The 23,205-nt window shown below is 70.0% G+C and carries 22 protein-coding genes; 8 read left to right on the forward strand and 14 right to left on the reverse strand.

The window, feature by feature from the left end; translation table 11 throughout:
- Window positions 1-4: 4 nt before the first annotated feature.
- The 9 genes from AB0927_RS11160 to AB0927_RS11200 all read right to left on the reverse strand — a co-directional run bounded on the left by AB0927_RS11160 (window position 5) and on the right by AB0927_RS11200 (window position 6,861).
- Entirely contained in the window at window positions 5-619 is a 615-nt protein-coding gene (locus AB0927_RS11160) for an AAA family ATPase (protein WP_366667271.1), read from the reverse strand.
- Window positions 613-1,527 carry a PIG-L family deacetylase gene (locus AB0927_RS11165; protein WP_366667272.1) on the reverse strand — a complete coding sequence of 305 codons (915 nt, stop codon included), beginning with the start codon at window positions 1,525-1,527 and terminating at the stop codon, window positions 613-615. Before AB0927_RS11165 ends, AB0927_RS11160 begins: the two co-directional genes overlap by 7 nt.
- Window positions 1,524-2,255, reverse strand: coding sequence for a glycosyltransferase (locus AB0927_RS11170; protein WP_366667273.1), 732 nt, complete (start codon window positions 2,253-2,255; stop codon window positions 1,524-1,526). The genes AB0927_RS11165 and AB0927_RS11170 overlap by 4 nt, the downstream gene beginning before the upstream one ends.
- Window positions 2,255-3,133, reverse strand: coding sequence for a phosphotransferase (locus tag AB0927_RS11175; protein WP_366667274.1), 879 nt, complete (start codon window positions 3,131-3,133; stop codon window positions 2,255-2,257). The genes AB0927_RS11170 and AB0927_RS11175 overlap by 1 nt, the downstream gene beginning before the upstream one ends.
- Window positions 3,130-4,017 (reverse strand): glycosyltransferase, encoded by an 888-nt coding sequence (locus AB0927_RS11180; RefSeq protein WP_366667275.1) that lies wholly within the window; start codon window positions 4,015-4,017, stop codon window positions 3,130-3,132. The genes AB0927_RS11175 and AB0927_RS11180 overlap by 4 nt, the downstream gene beginning before the upstream one ends.
- 65 nt (window positions 4,018-4,082) lie before the next feature.
- Window positions 4,083-4,277: a hypothetical protein gene (locus tag AB0927_RS11185; protein ID WP_366667276.1), complete on the reverse strand. Its 195-nt coding sequence runs from the start codon at window positions 4,275-4,277 to the stop codon at window positions 4,083-4,085.
- Window positions 4,274-4,720 (reverse strand): hypothetical protein, encoded by a 447-nt coding sequence (locus tag AB0927_RS11190; RefSeq protein WP_366667277.1) that lies wholly within the window; start codon window positions 4,718-4,720, stop codon window positions 4,274-4,276. The genes AB0927_RS11185 and AB0927_RS11190 overlap by 4 nt, the downstream gene beginning before the upstream one ends.
- 194 nt (window positions 4,721-4,914) lie before the next feature.
- Window positions 4,915-6,117: a helix-turn-helix transcriptional regulator gene (locus AB0927_RS11195; RefSeq protein WP_366667278.1), complete on the reverse strand. Its 1,203-nt coding sequence runs from the start codon at window positions 6,115-6,117 to the stop codon at window positions 4,915-4,917.
- A gap of 90 nt (window positions 6,118-6,207) precedes the next feature.
- Entirely contained in the window at window positions 6,208-6,861 is a 654-nt protein-coding gene (locus tag AB0927_RS11200; RefSeq protein WP_366667279.1) for an HAD-IA family hydrolase, read from the reverse strand.
- A 496-nt stretch (window positions 6,862-7,357) separates the two neighbouring features.
- Here AB0927_RS11200 and AB0927_RS11205 point away from each other — a divergent pair, with 496 nt between their 5' ends.
- The 7 genes from AB0927_RS11205 (at window position 7,358) to AB0927_RS11235 (ending at window position 14,291) form a co-directional block, all read left to right on the forward strand.
- Entirely contained in the window at window positions 7,358-7,774 is a 417-nt protein-coding gene (locus AB0927_RS11205; RefSeq protein ID WP_366667280.1) for a hypothetical protein, read from the forward strand.
- Entirely contained in the window at window positions 7,771-10,470 is a 2,700-nt protein-coding gene (locus tag AB0927_RS11210; protein ID WP_366667281.1) for a hypothetical protein, read from the forward strand. Before AB0927_RS11205 ends, AB0927_RS11210 begins: the two co-directional genes overlap by 4 nt.
- A 330-nt stretch (window positions 10,471-10,800) precedes the next feature.
- Window positions 10,801-11,133: a hypothetical protein gene (locus tag AB0927_RS11215; RefSeq protein ID WP_366667282.1), complete on the forward strand. Its 333-nt coding sequence runs from the start codon at window positions 10,801-10,803 to the stop codon at window positions 11,131-11,133.
- Between the two features lie 104 nt (window positions 11,134-11,237).
- Window positions 11,238-11,573 (forward strand): deoxyxylulose-5-phosphate synthase, encoded by a 336-nt coding sequence (locus AB0927_RS11220; RefSeq protein ID WP_366667283.1) that lies wholly within the window; start codon window positions 11,238-11,240, stop codon window positions 11,571-11,573.
- Window positions 11,574-11,651: 78 nt separating this feature from the next.
- On the forward strand, window positions 11,652-11,831 hold the full coding sequence (locus AB0927_RS11225) for a hypothetical protein (protein WP_366667284.1): 180 nt from the start codon (window positions 11,652-11,654) through the stop codon (window positions 11,829-11,831).
- A 209-nt stretch (window positions 11,832-12,040) separates the two neighbouring features.
- Window positions 12,041-13,798 (forward strand): DUF6528 family protein, encoded by a 1,758-nt coding sequence (locus AB0927_RS11230; RefSeq protein WP_366667285.1) that lies wholly within the window; start codon window positions 12,041-12,043, stop codon window positions 13,796-13,798.
- Between the two features lie 160 nt (window positions 13,799-13,958).
- A complete protein-coding gene (locus AB0927_RS11235; protein WP_366667286.1) occupies window positions 13,959-14,291 on the forward strand; it encodes a hypothetical protein in 333 nt (110 codons plus the stop codon).
- Window positions 14,292-14,300: 9 nt separating this feature from the next.
- On the opposite strand, the gene AB0927_RS11240 is transcribed toward AB0927_RS11235, so the two are convergent.
- Window positions 14,301-14,795: a hypothetical protein gene (locus tag AB0927_RS11240; RefSeq protein WP_366667287.1), complete on the reverse strand. Its 495-nt coding sequence runs from the start codon at window positions 14,793-14,795 to the stop codon at window positions 14,301-14,303.
- A 187-nt stretch (window positions 14,796-14,982) separates the two neighbouring features.
- Between AB0927_RS11240 and AB0927_RS11245 the strand changes: the two genes are divergently transcribed.
- Window positions 14,983-17,313 carry a heavy metal translocating P-type ATPase gene (locus AB0927_RS11245; protein WP_366667288.1) on the forward strand — a complete coding sequence of 777 codons (2,331 nt, stop codon included), beginning with the start codon at window positions 14,983-14,985 and terminating at the stop codon, window positions 17,311-17,313.
- A 131-nt stretch (window positions 17,314-17,444) separates the two neighbouring features.
- Here AB0927_RS11245 and AB0927_RS11250 read toward each other — a convergent pair whose 3' ends face one another.
- The 4 genes from AB0927_RS11250 to AB0927_RS11265 all read right to left on the reverse strand — a co-directional run bounded on the left by AB0927_RS11250 (window position 17,445) and on the right by AB0927_RS11265 (window position 23,025).
- Window positions 17,445-17,711, reverse strand: coding sequence for a hypothetical protein (locus AB0927_RS11250; protein WP_366667289.1), 267 nt, complete (start codon window positions 17,709-17,711; stop codon window positions 17,445-17,447).
- A gap of 918 nt (window positions 17,712-18,629) precedes the next feature.
- A complete protein-coding gene (locus tag AB0927_RS11255) occupies window positions 18,630-21,266 on the reverse strand; it encodes an alpha-amylase family glycosyl hydrolase (protein ID WP_366667290.1) in 2,637 nt (878 codons plus the stop codon).
- A 259-nt stretch (window positions 21,267-21,525) separates the two neighbouring features.
- Window positions 21,526-22,323, reverse strand: a complete 798-nt coding sequence (locus AB0927_RS11260; RefSeq protein WP_366667291.1) for a DUF1963 domain-containing protein — start codon at window positions 22,321-22,323, stop codon at window positions 21,526-21,528.
- Between the two features lie 60 nt (window positions 22,324-22,383).
- The gene (locus AB0927_RS11265; protein ID WP_366667292.1) at window positions 22,384-23,025 is read right to left on the reverse strand and encodes an FxLYD domain-containing protein; all 642 of its coding nucleotides are present in this window, start codon (window positions 23,023-23,025) and stop codon (window positions 22,384-22,386) included.
- Between the last annotated feature and the right edge of the window lie 180 nt (window positions 23,026-23,205).

A 23,205-nucleotide genomic window follows, 5' to 3' on the forward strand; every position in this document is an offset into this window, starting at 1 on the left:
TCCTTCACCTCGCCCAGAAGGTGACGAGGGCTTCCACGGCCTGGGCCACATCGTCCGGCCCCGCATCGGCGGCCAGGACCGTGAGCTCTCGCGTCACGGGCCGACGGGGCGTGTGAACGAAGTAGTCGCGTGCGTGGTGGAGGAAGCCCGGCTCGTGGAGGAAGTACTCGGACTCGGCGGCGGTGTGGCCGACGGTCTTGCGGCGGAGGTGGAGCGTCTCCGCCGGTACGTCGAGGTAGAGGGTGTGATCGGGGCGCAGGAAGGAAAGCGTCTTGAGGCGGTCGCGGAGCTGGTGGTGGACGCCGTACCCGAACAGGGCGTCCAGGGCATACGCGTGAGCGAGGAGGGTGTCCACGGAGCGGTCCAGGATGACGAACTGCCTGCCGCTCGCGGCAGCCTCGGCGACGCGGGTCGCCTCGATCTCCATGAACCTCTCGAAGGCAGCGAGTTGGGCAGCCGCAGAGTCGGTACGGGCCGGGGGGATGTCGTCGCGGTGGGCGATGTACTTGACGTAGCAGTCGGAGACGAACGCCCGCGAGCCGAGGGCGGTCTGGCGAAGGTGGCGTATCGCCGTGGACTTGCCTGCGTAGGAGGGACCTTCCAGGGCGACGATCAGCACGTCGGGTCCTCCGTCCGGTAGAAGCGTTCGGCGTAGAGGCCGGGCCCGTCGACGAGATCGGCCGACGTGGTGAAGGCGTGTCGGATCGGCCGGTACATCTTCCGGGCCGGGTGCATCTGCGAGCCGTGCATCCGCAGGACGGTGACCTTGTCCAGGACGACGTCGGTGATGTCGACCAGCTCGGGCCGCATCGTCGCCCCCGTACGCGTACGGAACAGCTGCTGGTCGCAGCCGGCGAGCGCGTACGTCGCCCAGAAGGCGAGGTCTTCCCAGAACCAGGTGCAGCCGAGGCGGACGGCCGCCTCGTGGACGAGGAGGTGATCAGGGTGGCGGGTGACGGCGGCGGGGGCGAGGAGCTCGGCGTCGGGGTGGAGCGCGGCAATCCGGCGCAGCTCCTCGGTGACCCGGTCGAGCAGCTCGGGGTCGTAGGGCTTGTACGGCGGCTCGGCGTCCTTGTGGCCGAGGAGGTGTCGGCGGGCGGCGAACGGCGCGAGCGCGGCGGCGCCCTCGCGGTCGCGCAGCTCGGACACCGTGTCGACGTCGGCGTACGTGGCTTCCAGAGCGGGGTGCACGCTCCGGGAGCGGGTGAAGACGGTGACCACGGTGAGCGGTCGGGGGTGGGTGAGGAAGGCACCCGAGGCCGAGAGGACGAAGTCGTCGTGGTGGGGTTCGATGACGAGGACCGGGCGGCCGGTGGGGGTGCGGACCTCGACGTAATAGGGGACGCGGGCGTGGGGCGCCGTCACCTCCAGGACACAGTGGTCCATGGCCCGGTGGCGGGCGGCGAGCTGCTGGGTGTGCGTCTGGTGGGCGCGGTGAAGGTCGTCGGGGAAGGTGTAGATGCCGTACCCGTCCGGCACCGGCAGGTCGACCAGGAACTGGGGCTGCACAGGAGTCTCCTTTGTCATCGCACGGTCGTCTCGTACCAGTGGCGCCACATGTAGGGCGACCGGAGGCGCAGGCGGGCGGTGACGGGGTTCTGCCACCAGAGCATCCGCAGGCTCGACCACTGGTCGTAGCGGCGGGTCGACGGGCGCACGCGCAGCTCGTCGAGAATCGTCACGGGCCGTCCGGTGACCTGGCCGTGGGCGGTGAGGCGGGCGAAGAACTCCACGTCCTCGCTCATGAACAGGTCGTCCCGGTACCCGCCGATGTGGTGGAAGGCGTCGGCGGTGCAGAACTGGTTGACGCCCTGGGCTCCGCCGCGCCGGGTGCGGTAGTGGTCCCAGTAGGCGCACAGCAGGCGGGCGCCGAGCCGCTCCGGGGTGTAGAGCGGCGGGATGGCGCCGCCGACGGCCCCGGCGTCCATGGCGGCAGCAGCGGCGGTGACCGCCTCCAGGGGCAGAGCCACGTCCGCGTCGGTGAAGAAGAGCCGACCGCTGCGGGCGACTGCCGCTCCTGTGTTGCGGACCCGGCCGATGTTGCGGACGGACTCGGTGACGACGTGGACGCCGAAGGAGGCGGCCATGTCGGCGGTGGCGTCGGTGCTGGCGTTGTCGACGACGATCACCTCTCCCGTACGGCCGGTGGTCTCCTCCCAGCGGGTGAGTGAGGCGAGGACGGAGGGCAGGTAGCGGGGCAGGTAGGCGGCCTCGTTGAAGGCCGGGATCACTACCGACAGGGCGGGGGTGCTCATCAGCGCGTCCTTTCCGGGTGGCGCGTACGGAAGAGGTGCGGGGTCCGTCGGCTGAGGTCGTCCAGGCGGCGGGCCCACAAGGCGCGGTCGTCGCCAGGGGAGGAATGCGCCCAGGAGCGCAGGGTGTGGAAGACGACCCAGGCGCCCAACAGGTGGTGATCGAGGGCAAGGGGGTAGGCGTCGGTGACCGTGCGGGCCCGGAGAGTCGAGAGGGCGTCGGTCATGACGAGGGTCTGGGCGACGTCGGATTCGCGGGGACCGGCTGCGGCGTCGGTGAAGTCGACCAGGTGGCGGATGGCTCGGGGGCCCGCGATCACGACGTTGTCGCCGTGCAGGTCGCCGTGGCACCACACGGGCGCCGTGTGGACGGCGTCGGCGATGGCGGCCAGCGCGGGCGCGATGCGGTCGAGGCTGCTGGGCGGGCAGCGGCGGCCCAGTGAGGTGACCTGCTCGTGGAGCGGCCGGCGCGGGACCCACGGCCGGACGGGCGCTCGGTGCAGGCCGCCGAGCAGGCCGGACAGGCCTTTCAGAGCTCGCTCGTCGGAGATCCGGCCGGAGCGCATGGCGCTGCCGAGGGTGAGGGGGCCGAGGTCCGCGGTGACAAGGGCGGTCGCCTCGTGGCCTGGAACGTGGCCATATCCGATGAGGGCCGGTACGGGGACGTGGTCGGCCACGGCCCGGATGGCAGCGCTCTCCGTGATCGCGTTGCGGCGTGCGGTCGCCGCGTACAGCTTGATCACGACACCGCGTCCGTCGGCCAGGCCCACCCGGTACACGACGGTGCGCGTACGTGCGGACAGCCGGCGGGCGGTGCGGGCCGGTACCCCGGTCAGGGCGAGGGCAGCGCGCGAGACAGCGGGCGGTACCCCCGCAGTCACCGCACACCCGCCGGTCCCACGCCGACGGCACCCAGACGCCGGACGTGACGCATGGCCCCGTCCAGGTGCCGCCGGTATTCGACGACTTCCTCCGTGACGGGGCAGTCCGCCTGCCACGGCTTCTCAGGACCGACGAAGTGCACGAGGGCGGCGGCCGAATCGGGCTTCGGCGACCGCGTGACGACCCGGCGCACCCAGTTCCCGCGTTCCAGGAATCGGCCGACCTCGAACCGGTTGAAACCACCGGCCACCGGGCGCACTCGGCCGGATCGCAGAAGCCACAGGTTCAGGGCGTCCTGGTCGTTGTGGAGGATGTGGTGCCGGGCGTGGATCAGGGACTGCTCGACGCCTCGGCGGATGCGGGGCATGTGGTCGGTGTGGGTCCAGAGCACGCCCGCGTTGAAGTAGGGGCGTCCACGCAGGTGGGGCCAGCGCTCGACGGCTCCGGGCAGCGCCGGGCACTCGCCGACGGCCGGGTTGAACTCGTCCCGCACGGCGCCGGTCTCGTCCGGCGCGAGTGAGCCGAGCGGCTCGCTCACGTCTCCGCGTACGAGCACGTCGGCGTCCACGTAGATCAGGTAGGGACGGCGGACGAAGCTTGGCGTGAACTCGAACCTCAGATAGGTGGTGACGGTGATGTACGAGGCGTCTGCCATGCGCGAGGAGCGCAGAGGGGCGCATCGGCGGAGGTCGAAGGAGCCGAAGCCGGCCCGCTTTGCGAGGTCGGCGAGGAGGAGGGCCTGCGCCGGTGCCAGGTCGAGGGTGAGCACCCGTACGGCAGCTTCGCAGCGGGCCGCCGGGGTGAGGCTGTCGGCCAGGCCGGCCAGGGCGGCGAGGCCGGGGACGAGGTACTGCTGGTCGATGCAGAGGCCGAACGCGTACACGGGGACTTCGCCTTTCGGGCGTGGTGCACGGGCGGGACGGAGGGGTCGACAGCGAGCGCGGGCGCTCACGGCCTGTCCCGTGCTTCGGAAAGGGCGAGGATTTCGAGGCTGTCGGGGTCGTCGGTCTCCCAGTGGGGGCCACCGCCGGTCGGCGGCCGCAGCACCCACACGGTGCCGCCGGCGCGGACGTCGGTGACGATCGCGCGCCGCCCCTCGCTGTCCCGCACAAGGTCGCCGACCCAGGCACGCTGGGCGCTCACGAGGCGCCCTCCTCGTGCGTGTCCGGCTGCGTGAACCAGCCGGAGGCCGCGTCCGCGATGTCATGGCGACGACGGGCCTGGCCGGGGGTTCGACGGGCCGGTATGCCGTTCGACGCGTCCGCGAGGAACCCTCCCCGATCGCGGAGGAGGACGCCAAGAGCCGCAAACTGGGCGGCGTCGGCAGCGACATGCGTCGGGACGCTGACGACAACGCCTCGGATCATCCCGGCGGACAAGGCGGCCGTGACGGCCTGCCACCCCGGCCGCTCAGCGAGCGGCAGCGCCAGGTCGGGGTCGGACCAGACGCCGGCGACGTGCCAGTGCCGGGCGTCGGCGTAGTAGCGGCCACGCTCCTCGCTCTCACCGAGGGCGGTGGATGTGGTGGCGCAGGAGTAGACGGCGACGGGTACGTGCCCGAGGCCGCCGGGCGGGTTGGTCGGCATGCCCACAAGGCTGCTGGGCTGCGGAGTCGGGGCCCAGGCACGGCCCGTCGCAGTGGAGAGACTCCGTACCCGGTCGGACCGCCACGCCGCGTGGCAGCGGAAGCAGGGTCGCCCGAAGGTGTGCCACGTCCCGTAGCAGTCGCGCTGATGGCGCGCCCGTACCTACTACGGGCCGTGGTACTTCGGCTGGTAGGTCAACGCACTCCGAGGGGTACGCCCGCGGAGTTCGCCAGTCCTCGCAGTCGGTTGACGGACACTCCGGCGAGTCGACTGATGATGACGCCGGGAAGCATCTGGTGACGCACCCATCCTGGGGCCATCGCGCAGACGGCCTGGAGGGTGTCGGCTGCGGCCTCCCACCGTCGGCATTCGACCTGGGTGAGCGCTACGTCCAGGCCGTAGCGGGCCCGAGTGGCCAGGGGCACCGTGTCGTCCAGGCGAACGGTGTCCGTGAGCCGCAGCGCTCCAGCCGTATCGCCGAGGGCCACGGCGATACTCATGGCCTGCGTTGCGGCGTACATCGGTCCGTACGGCTGGGCGTGCGCACCACGGGCATGCTCGTCCCCGATTCGGGCGGCGACGGCGTGCGCCTGCGAGAGGTATTCGCGGGCGTTGTCCGAGCTCGCACCGCCTCGGGACGCGGCGACGGCGGCGTTCGTGACGAGCTGCCCGTACACACTCAGCCGGTCCGGGTCGTGCTCGCTCATCTTGGGCTCGATCCGGTCGGCTTGTGCTGCGGCAAGGAGGAAGCCCTGCTTGGTCCGGCCGTCGCGGAGGTTGACCCACGCGGTGGTGGCGGCAAGGTGCGCGTCACGGAGATCATGTCCGCCCTGCACGGCGATCTGGCGTCCGTACGTCAGCGCCGCATACGCCAGATCTCGTGATCCGAGCACGTTGGCGGCCATGCCCGCCGTCTGAAAGGTGTCGATCAAGACGCCAGCGGCGGCCTCCCGCTCGTCGAGGCCGGCCATGTCGAACCTGGCCCGCGCCTCGGGAAGGAGCCGCCCAAGGAGAGTGCCGAGCTCGGTGTACCGGCCTCCCCAGTACGCGGCATCCGCGCGACGGACGACGGCGCGGAGCTCGTCGACGGTGCCCGGCTCGACCTCGGTGGGGATGCCGATGGCCGCGTCATGGGTGGCTGCGGAGACCAGGCGTAACGCGGCCCGCTCGTCGCGGTCCATGGACCGCCGTGGCGCCTGCTGACCGAGGAGCACGGCGATGTCCGTACCGAGCGCGTCGGCAATCGACAGCAGGGACGGCAGGGAAGCCGTTCCGCCGCGTTCGAGCTTGCGAACCACGCCGACGGACACGCCGGCCGCCTCCGCCAACTGCTCCTGCGTCATACCACCGCGCAGCGCCTTCAAGCGCTCAGAGGTGGTGTACTCCGACCACTGCATGCTCCAGAACCTCCGCGTGATGGGCCCCACACGGACAGTACTGGCTGGAGCAGTGGATGCCGACAGCCTTTGATCAGACCGCAGTTGGGTTCACGCGGCGAGCACCGCTGTGACACCGAGGAGGGCCTCCAACTCGGTCACGGCCTCATCCTCGTCCGTGACGTGGACCGTGGCGATGCCCAGATCGGCGGCCGGCGGAAGGTTCACCGCGTGATCGTCCACGAACACGCACCGCTCGGCGGGCAGCCCGATCCGCTCCAGGGCGAGTTCGTAGATCGCCGGATCGGGCTTCGCCATGCCGACCAGCTCGGAGACGACGTGCACGTCGAACAGGTCCCAGATGCCGACGTGTTCGTACGGGTTGAACGGGTCGAGGCCGAAGCTGTTGGACAGCAGGGCAAGCCGGTGGCCGGCGGCACGCGCGGCACGGGCGAGCGCGACCATCCGGCGGGCCGCGGGCACCCGGGCCCAGGCCCGCCCCATCAGGTTCACCGGATCCACGTGCGCACCCAACAGCGCGGCCGTGCCCTCGTTCCACTCGGCCTGCCCGATCTCCCCGATCTCCAGAGCCGCGTACAGACGCCGGCCCTCAGGGTGATCGTTGAGAGTGCTGCGCCACGCGCCCGGATCCAGCCCTTCTGACACGCACCAGGCGCGGTGGACATCGATCGGGCTGGCGGTAAGCACCCCGGCGAAGTCGAGGATCAGGCCGCGCCTGTCGGCGACGTCAGTCCTGTGCGGCATCCGGCGATCGTTCCTTCCCTGATGGGTTCTCCCGACGACGCTACCGCGCATCGACCACACGGCCGGGCGAAGCCTCCCTCACCGATTCGCGCGAGCAGCTGGCGTGCTGCCTTGAAGGAATACCTGACTGTCCGGCTTCCCCGAGCGGGCGACCAGCGCCCTCGATGCCGCCAACGTCGGCCTGGAACTCCTGGAGAACCGCGTCCGCTCCGACCGGGCACACGTCCGGCTGACCAAGTTCAGCAGCTATCTCGAACCGCACTCCACGGTGCCGGCCGTACGAGAGCTCCGCGACCGCCTCCGCGCACTCCTTCCTGCTACCTGACGAGCGCACAGGGACAACCGTCTGCTGCAGCCAGCCCATCACCGACAGATCGCCTACAACCCCAATGAGTTCGGGCCTTCACGAAGGCTCTGTGGGGTACTCCAACGAGGCTCGAGTGCATGACGACGTCGGCTACCGTGGACGGGATAGCACCTGCGGATGGGGGATCTCATGGAGCCACTGGTGTTGGCAGTGGGTACAGCGCTGGTAAGTGCGATGGCGACCGACGCCTGGCAGCAGGCACGTTCGTCAGCCGTTGCCTTGTGGCAACGAGTGCACCCGCAGCGAACCCCTGCGATCGAAGAGGAACTGGCTGAGGTCCGTGCCGAGATCCTCGCGGCTAGGGAATCGGGGGACGAACAGGCCGAGAGTGATCTTGCTGCGGACTGGCAGCGGCGACTGCGACGGCTACTGAGGGACGACCCTTCCTTGGGAGACGAGCTCCGTCGGGTACTGGATGAGGAATTGACACCGCTGCTGGTGGGTGAAGAGGGCAACGGCCTCAGGAAGGTCGAAATGCACGCCCGGGCCTCTGGCCGATCCCGTATCTACCAGGCTGCCGGCAATCAAACCATCAACGAATCGTGACCGAAGACCACACGCAAGCGCCGCTCCAGCAAAAAGCCAAGGCGGCAGATAATTCCCGAATTTACCAAGCAGGCAGAGATATCATCATCAATGAAGGCGTCACGCTTCAACGAGGCGCCTTCGTCCATGAAATTCCCGGGTGGCCAATCAGCCAGGTCGCCGACCCGTACTCGTTGAGTGTAAAGCAGGCCATCACTGCCGAGTCACGCAAAGGGATGGGAGACCTGCCTGAGTTGCCGGTCTACATAGCCCGGGATCACGACCTACGTCTACGCGAAATCACACAGCGGGCCATATCTGGCGCAAGTGGGATCGTTGTATTGGTGGGGGGATCGTCCACTGGAAAGACCCGCGCTTGTTGGGAAGCTGTCCAGAGACTCCCGTCTCCCTGGCGGCTATGGCATCCCATCAATCCCAGCGGACCTCAGGCGATCATATCGGCTGCGGATGAGATCAAACCGCACACCGTGATCTGGCTAGACGAAATCCAACACTACCTCCTTACTGCGACGACTTCCCTCGGAGAGCAGGTGGCCTCGAAGCTACGCGCACTTCTCCGAGATCCGGAACGCGCCCCTATATTGGCGTTGGGAACGACCTGGAACGAGTATTGGACAAGCCTTGCCACCCCTCCTCCACCCGGAGAGGTGGACTCTCACGCACAAGCTCGCGCTCTTCTGACTGGGAACGATCTACCCGTTCCCGAGGTATTTGGCGAGAGTGCACTCAGCTCTCTTCACACCGCTGCCGATACCGACCCACGGCTGGCGCTTGCTGCCAAGAATGCCGAACAAGGGCACGTCATCCAATATTTGGCTGCCGCACCAGCCCTTATGGAGCGCTACCGTAACGCTCCGCCCATCGCAAAGGCAGTGATCGACGCCGCCATGGACGCCCGGCGTCTCGGTCATAGCTTGGCCCTACCGCTCGCATTCCTGGAGGCTGCCGCGCCGGGCTATCTGACCGACTTGCAATGGGAACAAGCCGGCGATGACTGGATGCAGCAGGCACTTCAATACGCCACGATATCCCTCAACGGCGCACGCGGGCCATTGACTCTCATACGCCCGCGCCCTGGGGAGGCAGGACTCGACCAGCCGCATTACCGCCTCGCCGACTTCCTTGAGCAAAACGCCCGAACGGATCGCAAATTCAAGGTTCCGCCCACTGCTTTCTGGAGTGGGGCCGCCAAACACTGCAACAACCCAGACGACCTTGTAGCCCTCGCATCTGAAGCACAGAATCGGTTGCGCCTTAGACATTCTGCGCACCTTTACTCGCGAGCAGCCGAGATCGGAGATCTTAACGCACTCGTACGCGTGGCCGGTTTTCTGAGTCGAGCCGGCGACCCAATGGGCGCAGAAAAACTCCTTCTACACGCCGCCGCAAATGGACTTACAGATCCTTTGGTCAATCTCGCCAGGGTAAGCGAAGGAGGCGAATCAGCCCGCCTTTACCAGCTGGCAATAGAGGCAGGGAACCCTCAAGCCTTGGTCGAGCTATTCCACTTGCGGCAAGACGCTGGAGACACCCAAGGCGCCCAGCAGCTAATCCTAAGGGCGGTCAAGGATGGCAATATTGACGCCCTGATGTCGCTGGCCGAAGAGCTGGACTTTAGCTACGACAATCAAGCCGAAGCGAAACGTCTCTACGGGTACGCCTTCGATGCAGGGTACGTCGATGCGATGGTTGCACTCGCTGAAATGCTGGACGAGAACGGCGACCTCGACGGCGCCAAACGATCGTTTCAACAGGCTGCCGATGCAGGGAGCATTTACGCCTTGCAATGCCTGGCCCTCGCAGCGAAGGAGGCCGGTGACTGGGTGGAGGCCGAACGCCTATATCAGCGCGCCATAGATGAAGGGGATATCCACGCTCTCGACGGATTGGCCCGGATGCGAGAAGAGTCTGGCCAGCAGGACATTGCCGAACGCCTCGCGCATCGTGCCGCTGCCGCGGGGAATCCCACTGCCCTTCGGAGCCTGGCTGAAATGCGGGAAGAGGCCGGACAGCACGAAGACTCCGAACGCCTAGCCTTGCTCGCCATTCAATTTGGAGATTCCGACGCCCTGGTAGAGCTAGTCGACAACCGAGAAGATGACGGAAGGCCCGAAGAGGCCGAACGTCTCGCTTGGCTAGGCGTCGAGGCGGGAAGTAATGAGGCCCTGTTCCACTTGGTCAACGGAAGGGGCGAGGATGACGATTGGGATAGTGTTGACAGGATTTCCTTGCGCGCGGCTGGGATGGGAATAACCGACTCCTTCAGTCTTCGATCCCTCGCCATGATGCGGGAACATGCCGGCGACCACGAAGCTGCTGAACGCATCGCCCTCGATGCCGCCAAGGCCGGAGACACCGGCCATTTGAGAGAGATCGCCTTCCTACGAGATCGCGAAGATTCCAGGCGCCTCTTCCAGCTCGCTGTCGAAGCCGGTGACGTTCGGGCCCTGTTCAACCTGGCTTGGCTCGCTGAAGAAGATGGCGACTTCAGCAGTGCTGAACGGCTCGCGCGGCAAGCCGCTGATGCCGGCGACGCCGCTACGCTGCAGGCCATCGCTGGGGAACGCCGGTACGACCCTCGATGGCGGCAGATACTCGAGTACGGCCTTGAAGCCGATGGTGGTGTATGCGAGCCGTGGACCCTGTCAGCGCCAACTATGGAGCTCGCGGCTCCTGCAAGTTGCCCACCGCTCTGATCTAATCCTCGACGTCCCGCCCCTCTCTAGTGCCGCTCCTGCGTGCGCGATGCGTGAGCGGACGGGTCAGCACCAGGCGTCACGCGCAGGATCAGGCCCCGTGCCGCACAGCGCTGATCAGGCGGAACAGCACCGCGCGGCACGGACTGGAACCGCCCGGCACGGATTCGATCCCACTCCTAAAGCGGGTGTCGCAGGTTCGAATCCTGCCGGGGGCACAGAGAAACACCTGGTCAGAGGCCCTTCCGTCCGACGGACGGGAGGGCCTTCACACTCGCAGCACACATATGGCACACACGGGCTGTGGGCAGAGGTGGGGAGCTGTGCGAGATGCCCGCGAAGGACGAGCTGGCCCGGCGCCGGCACGACAAGCTGGTCAACCGCTTGGAGAGCCTGATGCGGGCTTCACTGAAGCCTCGCTACCGGGGCTACCACGGGCAGCTGATCCTGAGCAGCGGCGATCTTGAGGAGATGGGCGAACTGAACGACGTCCGTCGTGCTGCACGCGAGGCGGGCCGTCGTCTCGGCTGGCAACCGAAGACCCACGTCGTCGACGCAAGACTCTTCGTGTACGACGACCGCGAGGTCCCCAGAGAGATCAGCGAGCTGGCCGCGAGGGATGCTGCTGACGCCGTCGACGCAGCACTCCGAAGAGGCGAGTAGAAGGAAGTACGGTCGGCCGTCGGCGCTCCACCTTTGCCGAAGGGCCTGCGCCGCATGCCGGAAATCTGTCGAGCCCGGCCCTGTGGTGGCTCTACCCTTCCCGCATGGCCCATGGAAAGACCTCGTACGTTTGCCTGCCCTGCCGGGCCTCGTACAAGCAGCCCTACCCCGGCCACGACGACCACGACCGGGTCTGTCCACGCTGCGCCGAACCACTGATCCACGTCGGCTCCGCCTTCGCGGCACCCAAGAAGCGGGACACCGCCGCCTGGCGTGCTCTCTCCGTGCTGCTGCACGCCGGTGTCCGCTTCCACAAGAGCTGCTGCGGCGGCCCCGGCTACCGCCCACGCACCCTCAGCGAGGTGCGCGAGCGGATGGCCTACGCCCGGGCCACCGGAGAACCGTTCGCTCGGGCGTTGGTCCGGCGCGACCTGCCCTAGCGGCCCGAAAGCAGGGGGCGTTCCGCCGCGCGCGGAAGCGGCGCTTGCTGTCATACACAGCACGCATAAAACCTGGCCGTGCTCACCGAGCCCGCCGTCCGGGCCGCCCGGAAGGCGCCGCAGTCGGAGGTGGTCGGCCTGACGGGCCGTCATCAAGCCCCGTTCCTCGAATCGCATGAACAGGCCGCCGTGGAGGAATTCTCCTTCTTGGTCGAACATTTGAAGCCGCGCGATCCGGCACGCGTCCGGTATCCGTGAGGCCCGTCATTTCACCGAGGGGGCACGACGTGGCGTCGATCGGACGGGGCACGACAGGCGCAGTGGCGGGACCAGGCCGGTCCGCGCGGAGCTGGTGGGGCCGGACGCGGACGGTCCTGGCGGTGTCCCTTGGGGCGTTGTGGACCGCGGCGGCTCTGGCCACCGCACCTGGCGCCACGGCGGCCGCACCCGCGGTACCCGGCACTGCTGTGTCCACGGGGCGGACGATCACCGCGAGCGCGGCTCCGCAGGGCTTGTCTCCCGTGGTGCAGAGCGGGCCACGGAACATCATCACGCGGGTCCAGGACACGTACGTCAGCAGCACCGATCCCCGGGACCACTCGGCCGGCGCCGTGCTGCACATCGGCACACCGGACAACGGAGTGACGAAGTACCGCAGCTTCCTGCAGTTCGACGTCTCGAAGCTGCACGGCGCCGACATCAAGAGCGCGAAGCTGCGGCTCTACAACTCGTTCACGGGGTCCTGCGACGGCTGGTGGATGTACGCCGACCCGGTGGCCTCCGCCTGGCAGCAGTCGACGATCACCTGGGACAACAAGCCCGGCGTGGTGGCGGGCTACCAGGCGGCGGCGAACTTCGGCATCGGGCACCCTGACTGCCCGGACGTGCCCGACCCGGACAACCCCGACGACTCGAACGGTCTGCACCGCATCGACGTGACGGCCATGGTCGACGCCTGGGCCCAAGGAACCCTGCCCAACCACGGCATGCAGCTGTCCGCGGGTGAACTGGACAGCAAGGCGTACAAGGACTTCTGCTCCATGAACCCCGACGCGTCGGAGTACGCCTGCGCCATCGCCTACTACACCCCGACCCTGGAAGTGGAGTTCAACTCGGGGTCGACGGCGATCATGTCCGGCGACAACTTCGGGGTCCCCTACCCTGGCGGGTATCCGGCGACCAGCCCGGCGTTGGAGTTCTTCGACTCCACCGCCCCCTCCGTGTGGCCCGCTTCGGGGCCTTACCAGCGCTGGATCCCTGACGCCTACCACTCGGTCTCCGACCCCGATCTCGTCCCCGCCGGGACCTTCGGCGGCGGCACGGAGTTCAAGTTGCGGCCCATGGGCGCCTACGCGTCCGACGGCGCCCTCAGCAAGCAACTGCTGGTCGTGGGTGACGGGAACAGCGGCTTCGTCGGTGTCATCCCCTACCCGGCGCTCTCCGGCTACCGATGGGCGATCAACGTCGGTCACAGCGTGAACCTGCACGGAGTCGAACTGCTTCCCGACGGCAGCGTCGCGGTCGCCGAAGTCGGCGCGAACCGCGTGGCGCTCTACACGGCGGCCCAGGGCACACCCGGCAACGGTCCCAGCGCGTGGGCCACCCCGTACGACACCATGCCTCTCAAGGGTGCCCACCAGGTGCTCTGGGACGATTCGACAAGCCCGCCCTCCCTCTGGGCCATCGGCGACTCGGAGCTCGACCGGTACCAGATCGGCGCCGACGGCAAGTTCGACGCCTCTTTCACCTCCTATGCCCTGCCGACCAACGGCACGTCCCCCGCCTACGGACACGACATCTCCCCGGTGTACGGCAATCCGGACCGGCTGTGGGTGTCGACGAACGCGGGGGTGGTGCAGTTCTCCAAGAGCGGGCAGAGCCCCTGCTACGACAGCGGCGCCCGCTGGCCGAAGCCGGCCGACACCTTGCCCAGCGGCCTGACCTGGTGCACGGACTACCCGCACGAAGCGCTGGTGAACAAGAACACCCTGGTCAAGTCCACCGGGAACGACCCCGCCACCGGCCGGATCCTCACCGTCTGCGTGGAACGCGATCCGGGCACCTGCCACCCGCAGTTGTCCGGCAACACCGATGATCTGCCCTGGCTGGGGTGGACCACTCCGGACCTGGACTTCGTGGACGCCTCCGGCCGCACCTCCTACAGCTGGAACGACGCCCTGGCCTGCCACTACCGCGCCCGCTGGCTGGTCGCCGATTACGACTGACCCGAAACACCGGGCGCCGGCCGGAGGAACCCGGACCGACCGTGGTCCGGGGTCCTCGGCGGCTCGGACTCGGGCGGCGTGAAACGTAAATCCGTCTGCCCAGGTACGAGTTCGGACAGCCGGCCCGTCCGCTGTCAGACCCCGTCGCCACAATTCACCCATGCTGACAGCGACCAGCGGCCGTGGCCACGTAGTGAGGCGTCCCACGAAGCCGACCGTGGGGACCATGCTCGCCAACCTGCGGCGTGGCAACGAGCACTTGATTCTGGAGCGGCAGGACGAGGGGCGGGAGGGGGACTGGTACGTCCAGGTCTGGTTCCGCGACAACAACACGTACCAGTTGGAGTACCGCGACGGCGTGCCCGCGGAGCACTACCGGACCTTGACCGTGTCGCAGGAGAAGGTCCTGCGAGCGCTCCTGGGCTGGATGCTCGACAAGCCCGGGTGGCGGGAGGGGTTCATGTGGGACAACGTCGGCCAGGAGTTCATATGAAGCAGGAGTTCATATGAAGCGGAGCAGGATCACCAGGGCGAGTGAGGCGGGGAGGACGGTGCGGGTCACACGCCGGTGGAGGTCCGCGCGGGTGCCGAGGATCAGGAAGGCGAGGGGGTAAGAGGCCGCCAGCGGGATCGCCGAGAGCAGGCCCGCGGTCGGCGGCACATGGTGGCCGAGGACCAGGATCGCCCGCAGGGCGACCCACCCGGCCGTACCGGCCGCGAGTACCCGGAGCGTGAGCCGCGAGCGCCGAGCAGGGTCCGTGGTGGCGCGGGACTCGTTGATCGCGTCGCGGACGATCATGATGCCCGTCCAGGTGAAGAGCGCCACCACGAACAGGATGATGAGCAGCCCGAAGGCGGCGAGCCCGCCGTCACCGAGGACCGAGTCCGGGTGCCAGAGGATCTCGATGAAGATCCAGACGGGCACGCCCAGGATGAGGCCCGCGGCCCATAGGGAGACGATCTCCTTGCCCAGACGCTCAGACCACCACGTGCCCATGCCCCCGCCCTCCCCTGACCGTCCGCCCCCTGGGCCGGCCTCCGAGAGCGTGGCATACGCGGGGCTTCCGCGCCTCGCAGGACGCCCGGTTCGCCGGACTCCGCGCCGGGCCGGTTGGCCCCGCTGACGGGGGCTGCCCATGCTGGGAGGGCGAGCGGTACCCGGCGCCGGACAGACGAGGTACGTCATGAGCCTCCGCACCCCCAGCCCACGACTGAGCCGCCTGAGCACGGCGATCGCCTCCTCCCGGTTCGAACTCCTCCTGCTGGCCGTCACGGCGGCGGCCCTGATCGCCGGCGGCATCGCCTGGCTCACCGGGTCCGGCGGCCTCGCCGACCTCTTCTGGGGTCTGGGCACCCTGTCGGCCGTCGTGCCCGCCGTGGGATGGGTGGTCGGCGCGCTGCGGAGCGGTAAGGCCGGTGTGGATCTCATCGCCGTCCTCGCGCTGGGCGGCACCCTCGCCGTCCGCGAGTACCTGGCCGGTGCCCTGATCGCCCTGATGCTCGCCACCGGCCGCACCCTCGAAGCCGCGGCCCAGCGACGCGCCTCCCACGACCTGCGCGCCCTGCTGGAGCATGCGCCCCGCTCCGCGCGCCGGCGCACCGAGGGCGGCGTCACCACGGTGCCGCTGGCCGAGGTGGCGGCCGGTGACCTGCTCGTCGTCGGGCCCGGCGAGGTCGTCCCCGTCGACGGGCGCGTGGCGAGCGCCGCCGCGCTCCTCGACGAGTCCGTGCTCACCGGTGAGGCCCTCCAGGTCGAGCGGGCCCGGGAGGAGACGGTGCGCAGCGGGGTGGTGAACGCCGGCGGCGCCTTCGAACTGCGCGCCACGGCCACCGAACAGGACAGCACCTACGCCGGGATCGTGCGGCTGGCCCGGCAGGCCGGCTCCGAGTCGGCGCCCGTCGTACGGCTCGCCGACCGCTACGCCGCCTGGTTCCTGCCCCTGTCGCTCGCTGTGGCGGGCCTGGCCTGGCTGCTCAGCGGCTCCGCCGTGCGCGCGGTCGCCGTCCTGGTGGTCGCCACCCCCTGCCCCCTGCTGCTGGCCGCCCCGGTCGCCATCGTCTCCGGTCTCTCCCGCGCGTCCCGCCTCGGCGTCGTCATCCGCGACGGCGGCGCCCTGGAGAACCTCGGCCGCGCCCGCACCCTCCTGCTGGACAAGACCGGCACCCTCACCCGCGGCCGCCCCCGCGCCCTCGACGTGAGCGCCGCACCCGGCGTCAAACCGGCCGAGGTCCTCCGCCTCGCGGCCTCGCTCGACCAGTACTCCCCCCACATCCTCGCCCGGGCCATCGTGGACACCGCCCGGGAACGCGGACTGACGCTCTCCGTCCCGACGGACGTCACCGAGGAGCCCGGCCGGGGCGCCGCCGGGAGCGTCGACGGGCACCGGGTCACCGTGGGCCGCATGGACACCGCGCCCGACCAGCCGGACTGGGCGAAGGCGGTCGACAACCGCGCCCTCCTCGACGGCGCCGCCGTCGCCTGGCTCACCGTCGACGGGCGGCGCGCCGGCGCCATCCTGCTGCGCGATCCCGTGCGCCACGACGCCCCGCGCACCCTGCGCCACCTGCGCGCGGCGGGCATCGAACGGCTGCTGATGCTCACCGGCGACCACGCCGCGCCCGCCCACGAGGTCGCCGCCGTCCTCGGCCTGGACGGCGTGCAGGCCGGACTCAGCCCCGCCGGCAAGGTCGCCGCCGTACGCGCCGAACGGGAGCGCGCCGTCACCGTGATGGTCGGCGACGGGGTCAATGACGCCCCCGCCCTCGCCGCCGCCGACATCGGCGTCGCGATGGGCGCCCATGGCTCCACCGCCTCCTCCGAAGCCGCCGACATCGTCCTGACCACCGACCGCGTCGACCGCCTCGCCGACGCCGTCACCATCGCCCAGCGGGCCCGGCGCATCGCCGTCCAGAGCGCCCTGGGCGGCATGCTGATGTCGCTGGCCGCGATGGCCGCGGCCGCCGCCGGTCTGCTGCCGCCCGCCGCCGGTGCCCTTCTCCAGGAGGGCATCGACGTCGCCGTCATCCTCAACGCCCTGCGCGCCCTGCGGGTCGACCAGGGCGCGCGGCCGGCCGTCACGCCGGCCGCCGAGGCCCTCATCCGCCGTTTCGCCGCCGAACACGACGACCTCCAGGACGTCCTGGAGGCGGTGCGCGACGCGGCCGACCGCCTCTCCGACAGCGCCGGCCCGGCGGCCCTGGCGACGGTGGAGGAGACACACCGGCTGCTGACCGAGCGGCTGCTGCCGCACGAGTACGCCGAGGAGCACGAGCTCTACCCGGCCCTCGCGCCGACGCTGGGCGGCCCCGAGGCCACCGCCACCATGAGCCGCGCCCACACCGAGATCGAACGCCTCTCCCGGCGCATCGCCACGCATCTGCGGCTGGCCCACGCGGGCGGGGGCCTCTCCCCCGGGCAACTCGACGACCTGCGCGCCAGCCTCTACGGCCTCAACACCGTGCTGCGCCTGCACTTCACGCAGGAAGAGGAGAGCTACTTCTCCCTCGCTCCGTGAACCCCGCCCCTCGCTACGGACCCGGTGCCAGGGAGATCTTCTCCGGCGAGCGCTGACGGCCCGGGCCGTCGTCATGCGGAGCGGGCGGGGCGCTCATCCGGTGGTGAGGAGCGCCCCGCCCGCGGTCGCCGTCAGAAGCGGGGGATCTGGCAGCTTGCCCAGACTCGTACCTCGGCGTCGGTGGTGCCGGGGTTTTGGAAGAAGACCTCCGAGGGCTGGCCCGGGAAGTAGAGGCTGGTGCCGGTTTCGTGGACACCGGAGGCCGGGTCGACGGCGGCTCCGCCGATGGCGGCCATTCCCTCCGGGAACGGGCAGATGAAGTTCACCTGGACCGGGTAGTTGTCCGCCCCCGCGGGGATGGTGGCGAAGACTTCGTGGATCTCGTAGAAGGGGAACACGCCGGGTCCCGGGGGACCGGGCTCACCCGGTTCGCCCTGCGGGCCTTCGGGTCCGGGCGGTCCCGGCTCGCCTGGTTCACCCTGCGGGCCGGCGGGTCCCGGTTCGCCCTGGGCTCCGGCAGGGCCTGGCTCGCCCGGTTCGCCCTGGGCTCCGGCAGGACCTGGCTGGCCCGGTTCGCCCTGCGGGCCGGCGGGGCCTGGCTCGCCGTTCTGGCCCGCGGGGCCCTCGGGGCCCTCGGGCCCCGGTACGCCCGGTACGCCTTGCTGACCCGTCGCTCCCGTTGCCCCCGTCGCCCCGGTCGCTCCCGTCGGCCCGGTCGCTCCCGTCGGCCCGGTCGCTCCCGTCGGCCCTTCCGGTCCCGCCGGGCCCACGGCCCCGGTCGCTCCCGTCGCCCCGGTCGCCCCGGTCGCCCCTGCTGGTCCCGCCGGTCCCTCCGGGCCCGCGGCCCCCGTCGCCCCGGCCGGACCCGTCGCTCCCGTCGGACCCGAGGGCCCCTCAGGGCCCGCCGGTCCCGTCGGACCCGTCGGACCCTCCGGTCCCGGTGGTCCGGCCGGGCCTGTGGGGCCTGTCGGGCCGGTCGTGCCGCCGCCGTGAGTGCCGTAGTCGCCGTCCCCGGTGCCGCCACCGGCCTTGGGGCCCGAGGTCGCGGTGGTCCGGTGGGCCGGGTCGGCGGACGCGGTGGGGGCGGCCGCGAGGGTGGTGAGGCCGGCCAGCAGGCCCGGAAGTGCTACGGACGCGGCCAGGGCGCACCACCTGCGCCTGGGGGTTCGCCCGGATTGCCTTGTCATACGTGCTCCTCTCACGGCGGCAAGGATGCACGAAAGAGGGATCAAAACTGGCTAAATAGGGCACAACGTGGCAGAAGGTGCGGCACTCGGGTGACCAGTCCCCGAAGGCCGCACCTCCCCCGAGCCCGGTCAGCTCCGGGTGAAGACGGTCACCGCCTGGGGGTCGCAGGAGGTGCCGGTGGCGGAGGTGGCGCCGGTGGCGTTCAGGACCTTGGTCCAGGTGCCGGACGGCAGGCTGACGTTGTAGGCGCTGGTGGTCGGGTTGACGACGACGATCGTGTCGTAGGTCGTCGGGGCGCCCGGGTTGGAGCTGATCCGGGCGATCACCGTCGAGCCGTCGACCTGGGTCGTCATCTGGTTGTGGACCGCGGACCAGGTCGTCAGGCGCAGGGAGGCGGTGGCTTTGCGCAGGGCGATGGCGTCGCGGTAGTAGCCGAAGACGCCCGCGTTGGTGACCTTGTCGCCCCAGTGGATCGCGTTGACGCCGTCGGGGGCGTTGTAGGAGTTCTTGGCGGTGTCGTAGTCGCCGTTCACCACCTTGGAGCGCAGGAACTCGTCGCCCTCGGCGATGACGGGGACGCCCTGCGAGGTCAGGACGGTGCCGACGGCGAGGCGGTCGATGCGGCCGGCCGTGCCGGTGGCGCCGCCGGTCGCGCCGGAGTAGGTGATCTTGTCGTAGAGGTTGAGGTTGTCGTGGATCGAGACGTAGTTCATGGTCTGGTCGGGGCGGTCGGCGAAGGCCGGTGTCCACAGGTTCGCCAGGGTCGCGGTGCTGTCGGCGTCGGTCGGTGAACCGGTCATGCCGAAGGCGATGGCCGACGGGTTGCCCGAGCCGCCCATGAAGCCCATGACGTTGTCGTTGGTGCCGCCCCGGATGGCGTCGCGGTACACGCCATTGAAGGCGCCGAAGTGGACCGGGGCCAGGGCGGGCAGAGTGCCGTAGCGGACCTTCTGCGCCTCGTTCGCGTCGCTGCCGCCGCCGTTCCACGGTTCGCCGTAGAACATCAGGTCGCGGTCGGGGTAGGTGGTCTCCAGGTAGTTCGCCCAGTCGTAGGCGTCCTTGTAGTAGTGGACGCCCGCGAGGTCGAAGCGGAAGCCGTCGACGCCGTAGTCACGGACCCAGTGTTCGAGTGAGTCCTGGATCATCCGGGCGACCATCGGGTTGCCGTCGTCGATCGAGTTGCCCGTGCCGGACAGGTCGGTCCCGGTGTAGTACTTGCCGGTGATGTTCCCGAACACGCTCTTCGTGTAGGTGTGGTTGTAGACCACGTCCATGATCACGCGAATGCCGTTCCGGTGGAACTGGTCGACCATGTCCTTGTATTCGCGGATCCGGTCCTCGGGAGCGGTGAACTGCGAGTACTGCTCCTCGGGGGTGTTGTAGTCGACGGGGTCGTACCCCCAGTTCGGCACGGTGCTGCCGAAGTCGAAGGACGGCATCAACTGGACGGCGGTGACGCCGAGTTCCTTGAGATGGTCGATGCCGGTCTTCACCCCGCCGTACGTCGTCCCGGTCTGCACCAGGCCGAGGAACTTGCCGCGCTTCGCCGCGTCGACACCGGAGCTGGGGTCGATGGTGAAGTCGTGCGCGCTCAACTCGTAGACGACCGCGTCCTCTCGGTTGACCAGGGCGGGGCGGGACGCCCAGCTTCCGGCCGACGGGTTCACGGCGGCGGTGTTCACGACGACGCCCTGGGTGGTGCCGGGCTTGACCATCTGCGCGTACGGGTCCGGTACGGCGACGCCGTTGACCTGGAACTGGTACGGCTGGTCCTTCAAGTCGCCGGAGACGACGGCCTGGTAGACGTTGGTGTAGCCGCTGAGGGTGGTCGCCGTCATGGGATGGGCGGTGCCGCCGACGGTGACCGAGACGTTCGAACTGTCCGGTGACCAGAGGCGGAACGTGGTGGCGGACGAGGTGTACAGCGCGCCCAGGGTGTTGAGCGGGGCGGTGGTCCCCTGGTTGCTCACCACGGTCATCAGGTGGGTGGCCGAGTTGTACGAGAACGTCGTGCGCGCTCCGGCGGCCGGGACGGTGAACGGGATGTCGGCACCGCCCGCCGCGCCGCCCGCGCCGTAGTTGGTGTCCCAGGACTGGCCGAGGGTGACCTTGGTGTTCCAGTTCCCGGCCGGGATGGCGGTGGTGGTGTAGGTGTAGACGCCGGTGCCGTCGGGGTCCGTCATCGTGGTGGTGGCGCAGGTGGCGGACCAGTTCGCGGAGCAGCCCAGGCCGGACTGGTAGTCACCGGCGGCGGTGACGACCGGCATCGCCGAGTTGTCGGTGACCACGTGGGTGTCGGGGTCGTAGACGAAGCTGACCCGTTCCCCGCCGGAGGGGACGGTCAGGGAGATGTTCGCGCCGCCCGGGACGCCGCCGGCCCCGTAGTTCTCGGTCCAGCCGTTGTCGATGGCGGCCTTGTAGGCGTAGCTGCCCGCGGGCAGGTTCAGCGACGCCTTCCAGCGGCCGTCGGCCTGGAGGGTCATCCGCGCCTGGGCGCAGTCGGGTTGCCAGTCGGCGGAGCAGCCGATCACGCTGTCGAAGGTGCCCGGCAGGCTGACCGCGGTCGGCGCGGCGGCGAGCGCGGGGGCGGACAGGGTGACGCTGCCGCCGCCCAGGAGGGCGACGGAGGCGGCGAGCGTCGCCGCTCGCCGGAGACCGGTACGCCGGAGGCTGGTACGGGCGAGGCCGGTTCGGCGGAGGCCGGTACGCCGGGAATCGGTGCCGGGATACGGGAACCGTATGCGCCGGAAGGGTCTGCGGCTCATGGGTTGACTGCCTCCAGGGCAGGTCACGGCACCGGCGCAGCCGGCCGCACGCGGCCCCGGCACCGGCACCTCGCGCACGGTGGACACGGCAAGGCGGGCGTGGCCCTTGCCCGAGGCGCCGCGCCCTGACCGGTGGCACGGTTGCCCCGGGCGACGACGATCGCGCCGGGCCGACGGCACGTCAAGGTGTCGTGCAAATTCTTTCTGGAACTTGCAGGAAGTTCATGCAGGGCTGTCACCGGAACTCCGTGCGACGCGGTCAGCAACAGAGGGTCTGTGCCGTTGCCTGGCGGAAATCGCCGTTTGCGAGCGCCTTGGCCGGGATCGTGAAGTACAGCGTGCCGGCGTCTCCCCAGCCCCATCCGAGGTCCGCGTCCGCGGCGAGCTGGAGGAGATGGACCGCGGGCCCGGACTCGTCGCGGTGGGAGACCTTGAGGGTGTACGAGGTGTCCGGCCAGCCGAAGGCGCAGTGGCGGCCGGCGGTGTTCCCGTCGAGATCGCCCATCGCGTCGAGGATGAGCGACGCCGCCCCCCAGTGCAGGTCCCGGTCGAACTCCACGTCCTCGTCCTCGACGTCCCAGCAGTCCGGGAGCATGGTCACCGCCGCCGCGTGGACGGGCACCGCCGGATAGCTTCTCGCCGGTCCGGGTGCCGTGGTCCCGATCGCCCGTGCCGGGTCGGCCGGCAGGACCCGGCACACCCCGGGGCCGGACGCGTCCAGGCGGCGGTAGTCGTCGTAGGGGATGTCCGGGTCGAGGTGGAAGAAGTTGAGCAGGCCGGGGCCGGCGGGCGGTCCGGCGGCCGGCCAGGGACCGAGGGCGTCGGTGTCGAGCACGGCGTGCAGGGACAGCGGGACGCCGTCGTGTTCGGGCCAGGGGGTTCCCGGCTCCAGGAGGGCGGGGCCGCCGAGCCGGCACCTTCCGGTGGCCGGGAGGTCTCCCGTCGCGCGGACCAGCTCGAAGCCGCGGCGTGCCATGGCGGCGAACTGCCGCCCGGCCTTCTCGCCGAGGCGCGCCACGCAGATGCGGCTCATGTCGGCAGGGTTCCCGAACTGCATGCCGGGATCCTCCCAGACCTGCTCCCTCAGTACCGCCCCCCCCTCAGCACCGCTCCCCCCTCAGTACCGCTCAGCCTTGGCCACCACCGGGTTCAGGTGGGGCTGGGGGGGCTGGTGGCTGATGGCGTAGACGTGGACCGTCTGTCCGGCGCGGACGTTCTCCGCGCCCACGTAGCGGGTCTCCACGACCTTGCCGTCGGCGTCGCGGAAGTCGACCTGGACGGCGAAGTCGGCCGTTCGGTCCGAGGAGTTGTGGATGTTGACGTGGGCGGCCTGGAGGTCGCCGATCTCGGCGCGGGGGATGCCGCTGAGGGAGACGTCGGAGGCGGCGTTGCCCCGGCCCTGCACCTTCGCCAGCCGCTCGTGCGCCTTCTGGTTCGCCCGTTCGGCCGCCGCCGCGACCGAGGCCTCGAACTCGTCGGCCCGCGCCGACGCGGAGGCGGCCGCGGCGGAGGCCGACGCGCGGGCCGAGGCGATGGCGGAGGAGGCGGCGGAGGAGAGGGGGGAGGGCGGGGTGCCCGTGAAGGAGGCCGTGGCGGGGGGTGAGGGTCGGGCGGTGGGGGTCGCGCCGCCGCCGTTGTTGTTGCCGCCGCCGCAGGCCGCGAGGGTCGCGGTGCCCGCGGTGGCCAGCGCCGCGGCGGCGGCCACGCTCGCGCTCCGGTACCGCAGCCGTCGTCCGCCCCTCGGCGCGCCGCTACCCATGGCATCCGTTCCCTTCCGGCCGATCCCTTCCGGCCGCTCCATCGATGTCCGGTTGATCCGTGATCGTCCGGTTAACGCCTCATGCTGCCCCACGGGTGGCACTCACGCGACCGGGACGTGGGGGGCGGGGGACGGCGGATCGGCAGGGGACGACAGATCGGCGGAAGACGGCGGATCGGC

The organism is Streptomyces sp. NPDC048106, from assembly GCF_040706415.1.
In the GTDB taxonomy this organism is placed as follows: Bacteria; Actinomycetota; Actinomycetes; order Streptomycetales; family Streptomycetaceae; genus Streptomyces.